Here is a 13010-nt window from a genome sequence, read left to right as displayed (position 1 = left end):
CTCACACTTAGGCGTTAAATTGCTTTTGATATAACTTGGCATAGTAACCATCAAGCGCCATCAAGTCCTGATGCGAGCCTGATTCAACGATATGGCCATGCTCCATTACCATGATGCGATCTGCATTCTCAATCGTACTCAGGCGATGCGCGATGACAATACTAGTACGATCACGCATCAACTCATCCATAGCCTGCTGCACATGTTGTTCGGATTCGGTATCCAGCGCCGAGGTTGCTTCATCTAATAGTAGGATCGGGGCATTTTTAAGAATAGCGCGTGCAATAGCTAGACGCTGGCGTTGACCACCGGACAGTTTCACACCTCGATCGCCGATTTCATTTTGCAGGCCATTTGGCAACTGCTGGATAAATTCCCAGATATGCGCAGCCTTTGCCGCTGCAATCACTTCCGCCTCAGTAGCATCGCGTAGCACGCCGTAGGCAATGTTATTGAAGATGGTGTCATTGAACAAAATAATGTCTTGGCTAACCAACGCAAATTGCTGGCGCAAATTTTTAAGCTGTATGGTGCTGCAGTCGATGCCATCCAACAACACTGTGCCTTGCTCTAAAGCATAAAATCTAGGTAGCAAATTGACCAGTGAGGTTTTACCGCCGCCAGAACGGCCAACCAACGCCACCTTCTCGCCTGCTTTGATGCTAAAGCTCAAGTTGTCCAGTGCCGGTCTGGGCGTATCTGCATAATGTAGGGTGACATTTTTAAACTCAATTTCGCCTTTTGCACGCGCAATCGTCACATCACCTTGGTCTACTTCAGGCTGACTATCGACAACCTCAAAAATACTTTGCGCGGCAGTTAAACCTACCTGCAAATCTTCGTTAGCTGCAGCGATATGTTTAATCGGTGAGATCAACATCAACAATGCACCAACAAAGGCGGCAAACTCGCCTACACTGAAATTACCAATCGCATAATAAATCACCAAGCCTAAAGCCAAGGCTGCGAACAACTCCACCACAAAGCTACTAAGCCCGGCAATGCGCGCCACCCGCAACTCAACCCTGCGATTATTGGCGATAATCTGCGCAAAACGGTTAAATTCAAAATCCTGTGCGCCAAAGATTTTCACAATTCTTTGCCCGGCAATCGCCTCTTCTGCCGTTTTTGTCATTTCACCCACACTATGCTGCACCTGTTTGGCATTTGACTTAAGCTTAGGCGTCATCTTTTTTAGATACATTGCAATAAAAGGCAACACAATCGCAAAAATCAGTGTCAGGCGCCAATCGAGATACAGCATGTAGCCAATCAAGCCGACCACTGTCAGCGCATCACGCAACACGTTCATCCAAGAACGAGTCGTTGCAGTGGAGAGACGCTCCACATCATAGGTAAACTTAGAAACCACTGAGCCAGCCGACCTTGCATCAAAGTACTGCACAGGCAACAACATGAGTTTGGCAAACATTTCGCGACGAAAATCTTCTACTACACGCCTTGCAACCACACGCATACAGTAATCTGAAATAAAACCAGCAATACCTCTTGCTACCATTAAGGCCACTACCAACAACGGCAATAACATGGTCTGGCTTTCTGCTTTCTTAGCGAAGCCTTCGTCTGTCACCTGCTTGATTAACGCCAAGAAAGCGGTATTACTGCCAGCCAGTAACACTAGCGCGAAAATACTCACCATAAAAATGTATTTGTATTGCCACGCATAATGAAACAAACGCAAATATAAAATCTTTGCGTTTGGTATATGCACTGCGGTGTTTGTTTTAGATTTGGACTTTTTAGGATTTGAGTTAGACATGGGCTAACGTCTATTTAGAATTGAAGGAGAATACATAGGGATTGAGTATTTGAAACTCAATACCCTATTGTACTTGAGTAGCAAATGTAATTTTTGAGTAGCCAGCTACTCGTGATGCTTCCATCACATTCACTACAGACTGATGGGTAGTATTAGCATCCGCATTAATCACGATGGTTGGCTCTTGGTTGCCAGCCTTAGCTGCTGCCTGCAATGCAGCACTGATTGCTGGCACAGATCCGTCAGCCAAAGGCTTGCCGTCGATTAGATATTTACCTGTGGCATCTACCGCCACTTCAATCGTCAACGGCTTATCCTGAGGGGCATTAGCCTCAGCAGTTGGCAGATTGATCTGCAGCTCGTTTGTGCGCGAAAATGTAGCGCTGACAATCAGAAAGATAATGATCACCAATAACACATCGATCAACGGAATAAAGTTGATTTCTAGTTCTTCGTGTTTTTTTCCACGCTGAAAATCCATTTGGTGTTCCCTTAACCTATCGCGCTAACTACTGACGTTCGCCATGAATGATTTCAACCAACTTAATGGCTTGCTGCTCCATCTCAATCAGCAGCGCATCTACTTTGGTGCGGAAATAGCGGTAAGCAATCATCGCCGGCACAGCCACCACGATACCAGCGGCGGTATTATACAAGGCCACTGAAATACCACGTGCAAATTGTGCCACATCGTGTCCTTGGGTAGTAAATGCACCAAATAGCTCCACCATACCAATCACGGTACCCAGCAAGCCTAGCAATGGCGACACGGTTGCAATCGTGCCTAGCGTGGAAAGATATTTTTCCATCTGATGTGCAACCGCACGTGCAGTTTCTTCAATAGACTCTTTGGTTACTTCACGTGAGTTCTTAGCATTAGCAAGTGCAGTTGCAAACACACGGCCTAACATCGAGTGCTGCTCTAGGCGCGTAATCGTATCTTTAGTGATACCACCTTTGGCCAACCAAGCTTGCAGTTCTGGTAATAGATTTTTAGGAGAGACAATGTTCTCACGCAACGCAAAACTACGCTCGCCTATGATTGCCACAGCAATAACTGATGCAATAACAAGCGGCCAGATAGGCCAACCAGCAGCTAGAATGATTTCCCACACAGTGAAATTCCCCTTAAATCTAATACGCAATAAAATTCTATGACAAATACCTTAATATCAGGCCCAGCGATACTTTAGCTTGTCGTGTGCTTTTGGGCAAGCGCTAGCGTCATTCATTAAATGGCAGACAGGCAATTTCAGATAAACAATTTATCGATGCGCAATATTATAGATACACAACTGATAGACTTATCTGTATTGTAGCGTTTAGAACAATCGAGCAACTCGCCGCCTGTTAGGAAAGTTAAAAACCATACATTGCAATTAATTATTGCTATTAATATTAGGCAGATGCATCACAGACGCCTGCGTTTAGTTAGAGTAGCTCAGAATGATAGAATTATTTAAGTCGTACATCGTCAGCGATGACAGCCTGGCATCGCTCTTAACCAGTACTTACCAGCCTTGGTTAATCATATTGTCTTATGTAATTGCGATTTGCTCATCCATATTGGCCTTTCAGCTATTAAGGTTAGCCAAAGACCAGTCATCCTCCATCAGCAAACCTATTTCCCTTTTATCTAGCGCGGTTTCTTTAGGCGCAGGCATATGGGCGATGCATTTTATTGGCATGCTTGCGCTCAATATCTGCACCGAAGTTAAATACAATCCATTCATCACAATTTTTTCGATGGTTCCCGGCACCCTCGCCTGCTATTACGCTCTATACCTGCTGTCTGAAGACAACTTGAGCCATAAGCGCATTATTGCAGGAGGAATCATCGTGGGCGCAGGTATCGGCCTGATGCACTATACCGGCATGTTCGCCATGCAGATGAGCGCACTTCTACGCTTTAATCTTAACTGGGTGCTTTTATCCATTATTGTTGCAATTTCTTTAGCAACTTTATCTCTTTGGTTAGGAGCAACCCTCAATCATCAAAAGGGTAAACTACCTAAGTCTACTGGTGTGATTATCAGCGGCCTAGTGATGGGAAGCGCTATTACCGCCATGCACTATACTGGTATGGCCTCTGCTCGATTTATTGGAGAAGCCAACGGCAACCAGCCTGATGCGTTTGATGGGCATACCGTATCCATGTCATTAGGCATCACTTTAGTAACCCTATTGATTGGGATATTAGCAGCCTCCGTGAATGCTCTAGCAAGATATAAACAAACTTTAGCGACGCTTCAGGCAAGCGAGACGAGGCTTTCTACAATCTTAAATACTGCAATCGACGGCATCATTACCATTAACACCAAGGGCAATATATTATCTTTCAATACCGTTGCCGAGCAGTTATTTGGATGGACGGCAGATGAAGTCATTGGAAGAAACATCAACATATTGATGCCTAACCCACATCACTCCAACCATGATGAATACCTAAATAATTACCTAAAAAGCGGTCAGGCTAAGATTATAGGCGTAGGCAGAGAGGTGGAAGGTTTACGTAAAGATGGCTCATTATTCCCCATCCGGCTGGCGATTGGTAAGGTAGTGTTAAGTAATGAAACTCTATTTGTAGGCTTCATTACCGACTTAACACCTCGCAGAGAAATGGAAATAGCGGTCAGAGAAAAAGACGAACAATTGCAATCAATGATAGCAAATATTCCTGGTATAGCGTTTCGCTGCAACTATGACATAAACTGGAGCATGCAATTTATTAGCAACCGAGTATTTCAACTGACCGGCTGGCAAGCACAAGACTTCTTGGATGGGACAATACATTTTCCGAAAATCACCAATGCAGATGACCTGGCTAAAGTTACCCCAACGATAGAAACTGCCATCAAAAATCACCAGCACTACAATGTGGAATACCGAATCACCGACCGCAATGGCGAAGAAAAATGGGTGAGTGAGTTTGGCTCAGGCATTTACGATGAAAATAACAATATTGTAATGTTGGATGGTGTCATTATTGACATCACAGAATCTAAGCGCAGAAACGCGGCATACCAAGGTATTGTAAGGGCGATTAACTACTCTACGAGCATTGCAGAGTTTTCGGTTGACGGCCTGATTCTGACTGCGAACCAAAATTTCCTTTCTCTTCTAGGCTATACCCTAGAAGAGGTGATAGGTCTGCATCACTCTATTTTCTGCTCTGAAGAGGATGCAAAATCTGCTCGATACAAAAACAAATGGAGATCACTAAGAAATGGTGAGTTTGTGCATGGAGAATTCTTACGCCTAGGGAAAGATAGACGTGAGGTGTGGATCAATGCGTTTTATAGCCCAGTAAAGGACTTTGACAACAAAATAGACAAAGTCATTATGTTTATGATTGACATTACTGAGCGCAAGAAAATGGAGAACGATCTACGTGAAGCAAAAAATATAGCAGAACAAGCCGCCAGCGTTAAATCTACATTTTTGGCAAACATGAGTCACGAGATTCGTACACCAATGAATGCAATTATTGGGTTTACCGAATTGATGCTGGACACAGAAATGAAGCCGGATCAGCAAAACTACGTCTCGACCATCAACAACTCAGCTAAGTCTCTACTGCACTTACTCAATGATATTTTAGATAGTGCAAAGCTGGAAAAAGGTATGCTGGAACTAGAGTTCTTTGACTTCTCTATGAATACGCTTGTAGATAGTGTGATATCAACACTTTGGTTGCAAGCTCGTAAAAAAGAACTGGATCTGCAACTCGAAATCTGCGATGAAGTCTCCGGCTATTATTACGGCCCCTCCCATCGCATTCGTCAGGTATTAATGAACTTAGTTGGCAATGCCATTAAATTTACCGATATAGGGTCAGTAAAATTGAAAGTATATGCCCAAAATCAGGATGTTATTCATTTTGATGTCGTCGACACAGGAATTGGAATTGCAGCTGACAGGCTTGATGCCATATTTGAACCATTTACTCAGGCAGATGCATCTATGAGCCGCCGTTTTGGTGGAACCGGACTAGGCACGACAATCAGCAAACAACTCGTCGAAGCAATGGGAGGCACAATCAAGGCTACTAGCCAGTTAGGCAAAGGCAGTTGCTTCAGCATTAATCTTCCACTAAAAAAAGGAGAAGAAAAAGAGCTGTTAACGCTAGATTTGATTAGTAAACTTCCACCTATGCGTATTCTAGTGGCAGACGATATTGCACAGAATCGTGAACTACTAAAAATCATCTTAATCCGAGATGGGCACGAAGTAACTTTAGTTAGCAACGGTGAAGAGGCGCTTGAGCAGTTCGCAAGCCATCCATTTGATATTGTTTTAATGGATGTTCAAATGCCAAAAGTAGACGGGCTAACAGCTACTCGCAGGATTAGAGCCTTAGAACTTGAAAACAATACACTCAAAACACCGATTATTGCATTAACTGCGAGCGTGCTTGAAGAGGATAGAGTAGCCGCAAAAGAAGCTGGCATGGATGGCTTCTCCACCAAACCAATTGAGCTTGCGAACCTCACTCGAGAAATGGCTCGCGTTCTTAATGTAAACGACACCCAAGCACAAAAAAAAGATTTTGAGAAAGAATCACTTGAGGCTGATTTTAGAGTTGATCGCGGTATTGCATTATGGGGTAGTGAGCAAACTTACTATGCTCAGCTACAATTATTTATTCAACAGCACACACAGGCATTAGAAGAAGTAAGGCTGGCAGCCACAACCAATGACTTTGCATTATTAAATGCACTAGCTCATGCACAAAAGGGGGTCGCCGCTAATTTATCCATCAATAAATTGCAACGGATTTATGGCGAAATAGAATCTGCCGCCCATCATCAAAATAAGAAACTATTACCTTCACTGATTAGTCAGCTAGAAGCCTCATGGCAATCATTAAGCATCGCAACACAGCATATAGTGAGTCAGGAAACTAATGATGCGACGGCAAATGAAGACCAAACCACTGAGGAAATATTGATTTTGCTAAACCAATTAAGAGAACTCACAGTAAAAGCTAGGCTTGATGATATGTTGATGCGTAATATCAGCGCGGCCATGCCCATGAATATGCAACGAGAGCTTAATACTGTTAACAACGCACTTAACGAGTTTGAGTTCGAGCAAGCCTTAGTAGCACTTGATTACCTGATTGAGAAATTTAATTAAAGAGCTGACAATGAAAACACATCCGTCTCAATTGAACCCTAAAGTGCTGATCGTCGACGATGAGCCTTTTAATCTCAAAGTGTTGAAACAAATACTGCAAGACCATTACAGATTGAGCTTTGCAAAAAATGGTATGGATGCACTGGAACTAGTCAAGACCGAACAGCCACAACTGATCTTATTAGATGTGATGATGCCGGATATGACCGGATTTGAGGTATGCGCCAAGCTTAAAGCCGACCCCAATACGCAGAATATCCCCGTTATTTTTGTCACCGCGCTTAGTGACGAAAATGATGAAGCAACCGGCCTGACGCATGGCGCTGTGGATTACATCACCAAACCGGTTTACCCGGCAGTAGTTAAAGCGCGCGTAAAAACACATTTATCGTTAGTAAGAGCAGAAAATCTGCAAAGAACGCACCTAGAGCTGATACAAAGGCTAGGGCGAGCGGCTGAGTTTAAAGACAATGAAACCGGCTTGCATGTACTGCGCATGAGCCATATTTCACGCATTCTGGCACTTAGGCTGGGTTTTAATGAGGCATTTTGTGACGACCTACTCAATGCAGCACCAATGCACGACATCGGGAAAATCGGCATTCCGGACAACATTTTACTGAAACCAGGCCGACTAGATGATGATGAAATGGCTATCATGAAGCAGCACCCGCAGATTGGGGCCGACATTCTAGACAACTCATCTTCGTCTTTAATACAGCTCGCGCACTCTGTTGCGCTGCACCATCATGAAAAATGGGATGGCTCGGGCTACCCGCTTGGCCTGAAAGGTGAAAGCATCCCGATTGAGGCTAGAATTGTAGCGGTTGCTGACGTGTTTGATGCACTCACCAACAAAAGGCCATACAAAGAAGCCTGGTCTGTTGCGGATACGCTAGTAGAAATAAAGAATCAAAGTGGACGGCATTTTGATCCGGAGGTAGTACAAGCACTGACTGAGAGTCTGGATGAAATCGTGACGACGATTGCCCAATGGAAAGAGCTATAAATTAACCATTGCAGGAGAGACTTTCGCGGTAGAAATTAAGACAGCCCTCAACCGCCACTAGTATCAAAAACAGCATGCCAATAGCGCCGGTGCTGATTGCGCCACGGGCTAACTTCAATCTGGGCAGAAGGTTGCTTTTGATGAAAGCTCAAAGTAACGGCACCCTGATAATCTGAACGTAGCACTTTACTATCTATCGCCTGATACCTTGCAACAGTTTCGGATCTTGGATGCCGAAAACGATTTAAGTATCCCACAGTAAAAATGGCGATACTAGGGGCTACCGCGTCAACAAAATCAGGGGTAGAGGAGGTTTTGCTACCGTGATGCGGCACCACCAACACATCGCTTTTCAGCATATCTGGGTCTGCGGCAAGCAAGGCCGCTTCTGATTTACGTTCAATATCACCGGTCAGCAACAGGCTACCGGAGGCACTCGTTACCTTCAAGACACAACTGCGGTCATTATCTTTAATGGCACTGTCGTCATAATCCTGCAGGTCAGGGTGCAGCACGTCAAAATCGACTCCATCCCAACTCCAGTTTTGACCCGCGTAGCACTTCATCTGCTCAGTATTCGTTGGTATCAATGCGGTGTCCGGCATGGAACTGGCAAACCAGCCTACCGGCATTAACGCGAATACGGAAGACATGCCGCCGCTATGGTCATTATCATCATGCGTCACAATAAAACCGTCTAGCTTTTGTACACCCTCACCCTGCAAAAATGGGACAACGATGCGGCTACCTGCATCGCTTTGCTGGTTAAATTTAGCACCGGCATCATACAGCAGGGTATGCTGTGCAGTTTGCACCACCACGCTCAAACCCTGCCCCACGTCCAATACCGTGACTTTCATGTCGCCTGGCATAGGTCTATCCGGCTGGATTAACAGCATGGGCAATAAACCCAACACCCCTAACCAGCGTAGCGGCCAGCCACGCGGCAATAGCATCCACACCACACCGAATAACGCTGGTGCTAGCGTCCACCCTGCAGGTGCATGCTGCTGCCAAACTGCGACCGGTAATTGATTGAGCCAACGCAAAAAGACCACGCAGGCATCCAGTAGGGAATAAGCCAAATGTAGCGGCCAATCCATAGGCAGAAAGCTACCTAACAAAGCAAGTGGTGTGACAAAAAAGCTAATCAATGGGATGGCAATCGCATTTGCCAGCGGCGAGATAATCGAAGCCTGATGAAACATGATTAACAACAAAGGCAGCATACCAATGGTGACTGCCCATTGTGTACGTAACGCCGCGCTCAGCCAATGTGGTGGTGCCAGCCTAGCGCCCATCACAAAGCTCAACAGAGCCACTGCTCCAAAAGATAACCAAAAACCGGCTGCAATCACTGCCCATGGGTCAATTAGCACCACAACTAACAAAGCCAAGGCCAAAACTTGCGCAATTGCAAAGCGCCTACCGCTCCACAAGGCAACGCCAAACACCATTAACATATATAAAGTACGCTGCGTAGGTACCGAAAAACCCGCAATTAGTCCATAGATGAGGGCAGTGATCACCGCTGCCAAGGTTGCTGCCTTACGCGTTGGAATCTTATACGCAAGATGTGGTATGCGCCGCCATGCAAAGTTAACCAAAACAAATATCAAGCCTGACAGCATCGTAATGTGCAAACCAGAGATACTCATCAAATGCGTAATCCCGGTGCGTAAAAACAACTGCCAGTCCTCTAGTGCAATCTGGCTATCGTCCCCCATCACCAGCGCCTGTATCACCCCGCTATATGGCTTATCCTCCAGCACTTTGGCAATGCGCTGCTTTACCAATTGACGTATGCGCTCCACCATATACTGCGACTGCCACACCAATGCATCCAGCATGATAGGCTTACCCTTCACACTGCCAGTGGCGCGGATATTTTCAGCTAATGACCATGACTCAAAATCAAAACCATGTGGATTTTGTACACTGTGCGGACGTTTGAGCTTGGCAATTAAACGCCAGCGCTGACCTGCCTGATAATCCAAGAACTGCGCGTCATCTTGCACTTGCATAAGATGATCACGTTTACGATAAACACTGAGCGATACATGCCTAGGCACTGTCGCACCCTTGGTGAACACACGCTCTACGATGAAGTTAAAACGCGCGCCTTGCTCGGTCAGCGCAGGCACACTAGCCACCACCCCCACCAACTCGATAGGTTTATTTTGCCAAGCTACGGGCAGTGCATCTGCTAAGCGCAAGCTAGCGAAAGTAGCTGCCCAAAAGAAGCCCAGCAATACAGCAATAAACAAACGCAGCGGCAGTCGGAACAGCACAGCGCTTGCAAGCTGTGCGCTGCGCAGATAAAGATAGATGGCAGCAAAAGGTAGGATTAACAGTGCCCAGACCAGACTAGGCAACACGGGCATTTGCTGCAAACAGAATGCACCTAAGACAAATCCCAGTGCAAAAACAACCATGCGCTACAAAGTCACCAACTGACCGTCAATTAGCTTGTAACGCCGCTGCATTTTTGCCGCCAGCTCCAAATCATGCGTGACCACCACTAAACTCACATGCTGCGTCTGGTTCATTTCCAACAGTAAATCAAACACGGCATGCGCAGTGTGCCTATCCAGATTACCGGTAGGTTCATCGGCAAGTATGCATTGCGGCGAGGTAACCATGGCACGCGCCAAGGCTGCGCGTTGGCGCTCGCCACCGGACAGTTCACCCGGCATATGCTCCAAGCGATGTTTTAACCCGACTTTCTCCAACATTTCACTCGCAGTGGTGAGTGCTTGCTCGCGCCCGATGCGTCGAATTAACAGCGGCATGGCTACGTTTTCCAACGCAGTAAATTCCGGCAACAGATGATGAAACTGATAGACAAAGCCTAAGCACTGATTACGTAAATCACCTTTTTTTGCCTCAGACAGCTTTGCAAGATTCTGGTCGAGAATCTGCACATCACCACTGCTAGGAATATCCAGCCCACCTAGTAAATGCAGTAAGGTACTTTTACCTGAGCCGGAAGCACCGACGATAGCGACCTGCTCACCGGTATTGACGCTTAGATCAATGCCATTCAGCACAGAAACATCTAACCCCTGATAAGTTTTATACAGGTTTTGACATGCAATTACTGGCTGTGAAATCTGACTATTCATAACGCAACGCCTCTGCTGGGTTAATTCTACTGGCTTTAAAACTAGGGTAGAGCGTTGCAAGTAAACTTAGAAAGAACGAAACCGTCACGATAGTGAACACATCAGACCAGATTAAATCCGAGGGTAAGTCACTGATGTAATACACATCTTTTGCCAAAAACTGCACGTTAAACAGATTTTCTATAAACGGGATAATGGTATCGATATTCAGCGCGATCAAAATACCAAATAGCGCGCCCAATGCAGTGCCAATCACACCAATCAAGGCACCCTGCACGATGAATATTTTCATGATGCTGCCAGGGCTAGCGCCAAAGGTACGCATAATGGCGATATCCGCGCGCTTATCGGTCACGGCCATCACTAGGGTGGAAACGATGTTGAATGCAGCGACCGCCACTATCAGCGTCAGAATAATAAACATGACGCGCTTTTCCATCTGTACCGCGCGGAAAAAGTTAGCATGCTGGCGCGTCCAGTCAGATACATAATAATCACCGGTCCTATTTGCTTGCGCATTGAGTTGGTCAGAAATATTAGCAGCCACGGCTGGTGCATCAAACAAGTCAGCCAGTTTCAGACGCACGCCAGAAACTTTATCGCCCATACGATATAACTTGGCGGCATCGTCCATGTGAATCAGCGCCAAGCCTGCATCGTACTCATACATGCCAATTTGAAACAATCCAACCAAGGTAAACTGCTTTAAGCGCGGTACCACACCAGTGGGCGTAAATTGCCCCTGCGGCGCCATTAGCACTACTTTATCGCCAATTTGCGCGCCCAGCGCCTGTGCTAAATCTACACCTAAAACAATACCGAATTCGCCTGCGCGTAAATCCTCTAACCGACCCACTTTCATGTGCTTGCCTAGGTCGGCCACTTGATCTTCCGCATTAGGAATGACACCGCGTACGATAGCCCCTTGTACGCCTTGATCGTAACTTAACATCGCTTGCGCACTAATGTAAGGAGCACTTGCCTGCACATTGGGCTGCCTGGCAGCAAACGCCGCGACCGATTGCCAATCTGACAACTGATTACCCCCACCGGTCACTTCTAAATGTGAGGCCACCCCTAAAATACGGGTACGTAATTCTTTTTGAAAACCATTCATCACCGAAAGTACAACGATTAACGCCGCCACACCTAGCGCGATACCGATCATACTGGTCAAAGAAATAAATGAAATGAAGTGATTTTTGCGCTTAGCGCGCGTATAGCGCCAGCCGACAAATAATTCGTAGGGTAAGGATTTCATAGGGCAGATTTTAGCAGGCTTCTAATCGTTATCTAGTGTTATCTGTTAAAATTCCAATTATGTTTACAGGAATCATTCAATCAGTCGGCGCAATCACGCAAGCCAATCCCGTTGGCGCAGATATGCATCTTTCTATAGCCAGCGCAGCGCTTGATATGAGCGATGTGAATCTAGGTGACAGTATCGCAGTCAATGGTACCTGTTTGACCGTGATTAACATGAGCGAATCACACTTTGAAGCGCACGTTTCTCAGGAAACATTATCGGTCACCGTAGGGTTAGACAAACCCCATCCCGTCAACCTAGAAAAAGCCTTGCGCTTATCTGACCGGCTGGGCGGGCACTTGGTGAGCGGTCATGTAGATGGCGTAGGCAAAGTGCTCAAGTTTCAATCTTTAGGTGAATGCTGGCAGCTTGATATTCGCGCACCGCATGCCATCTCAAAATACATTTCGATTAAAGGCTCCATTTGCGTTAATGGCGTGAGCCTTACCGTCAATAAAATCAGCGGCGACGACTTCAGCATCAATTTAATACCACACACACTGGAGCATACTACGCTCGATCTTTTAAGCGAAGGCAGCCCTGTCAATCTGGAAGTAGACCAGATTGCGCGCTACGTAGAGCGCATGACACAGTGGTCAACAGAAGACCAAATGGCAACACAAGCATCACCAGAAACGCAGGGGCACTAGT

9 protein-coding genes are annotated in these 13010 nt (G+C 45.9%); 3 read left to right on the top strand and 6 right to left on the bottom strand.

Annotation, left to right across the window (positions count from 1 at the left end; genetic code table 11):
* Positions 1–7: 7 nt before the first annotated feature.
* The 3 genes from msbA to MMOL_RS03270 form a co-directional block, all read right to left on the bottom strand.
* Positions 8–1780, bottom strand: a complete 1773-nt coding sequence (msbA, locus tag MMOL_RS03280; protein ID WP_015831595.1) for a lipid A export permease/ATP-binding protein MsbA — start codon at positions 1778–1780, stop codon at positions 8–10.
* A gap of 64 nt (positions 1781–1844) precedes the next feature.
* On the bottom strand, positions 1845–2261 hold the full coding sequence (locus MMOL_RS03275; protein WP_015831594.1) for an ExbD/TolR family protein: 417 nt from the start codon (positions 2259–2261) through the stop codon (positions 1845–1847).
* A gap of 28 nt (positions 2262–2289) precedes the next feature.
* Complete coding sequence (locus tag MMOL_RS03270) at positions 2290–2895, bottom strand: MotA/TolQ/ExbB proton channel family protein (protein WP_015831593.1); 606 nt, start codon at positions 2893–2895, stop codon at positions 2290–2292.
* A 331-nt stretch (positions 2896–3226) separates the two neighbouring features.
* Between MMOL_RS03270 and MMOL_RS03265 the strand changes: the two genes are divergently transcribed.
* On the top strand, positions 3227–6919 hold the full coding sequence (locus MMOL_RS03265) for a PAS domain S-box protein (protein ID WP_015831592.1): 3693 nt from the start codon (positions 3227–3229) through the stop codon (positions 6917–6919).
* Between the two features lie 10 nt (positions 6920–6929).
* Positions 6930–7928: a response regulator gene (locus MMOL_RS03260; protein WP_015831591.1), complete on the top strand. Its 999-nt coding sequence runs from the start codon at positions 6930–6932 to the stop codon at positions 7926–7928.
* 47 nt (positions 7929–7975) lie between these two features.
* On the opposite strand, the gene MMOL_RS03255 is transcribed toward MMOL_RS03260, so the two are convergent.
* From MMOL_RS03255 to MMOL_RS03245, 3 genes are read right to left on the bottom strand one after another with little or no spacing between them, the layout of a single operon-like run.
* Positions 7976–10363, bottom strand: coding sequence for a DNA internalization-related competence protein ComEC/Rec2 (locus tag MMOL_RS03255; protein WP_015831590.1), 2388 nt, complete (start codon positions 10361–10363; stop codon positions 7976–7978).
* A gap of 3 nt (positions 10364–10366) precedes the next feature.
* Positions 10367–11053, bottom strand: coding sequence for a lipoprotein-releasing ABC transporter ATP-binding protein LolD (gene lolD / locus MMOL_RS03250; protein ID WP_015831589.1), 687 nt, complete (start codon positions 11051–11053; stop codon positions 10367–10369).
* Entirely contained in the window at positions 11046–12314 is a 1269-nt protein-coding gene (locus MMOL_RS03245) for a lipoprotein-releasing ABC transporter permease subunit (protein WP_015831588.1), read from the bottom strand. The genes lolD and MMOL_RS03245 overlap by 8 nt, the downstream gene beginning before the upstream one ends.
* 59 nt (positions 12315–12373) lie before the next feature.
* Between MMOL_RS03245 and MMOL_RS03240 the strand changes: the two genes are divergently transcribed.
* Positions 12374–13009, top strand: a complete 636-nt coding sequence (locus MMOL_RS03240) for a riboflavin synthase (RefSeq protein WP_015831587.1) — start codon at positions 12374–12376, stop codon at positions 13007–13009.
* The last annotated feature ends 1 nt before the right edge of the window (position 13010 follow it).

This window comes from Methylotenera mobilis JLW8 (genome assembly GCF_000023705.1).
Classification (GTDB): Bacteria; Pseudomonadota; Gammaproteobacteria; order Burkholderiales; family Methylophilaceae; genus Methylotenera; species Methylotenera mobilis.
The sequence above is the reverse complement of the archived record's forward strand: the minus strand, read 5'-3'. Positions and strand labels throughout refer to the sequence as shown.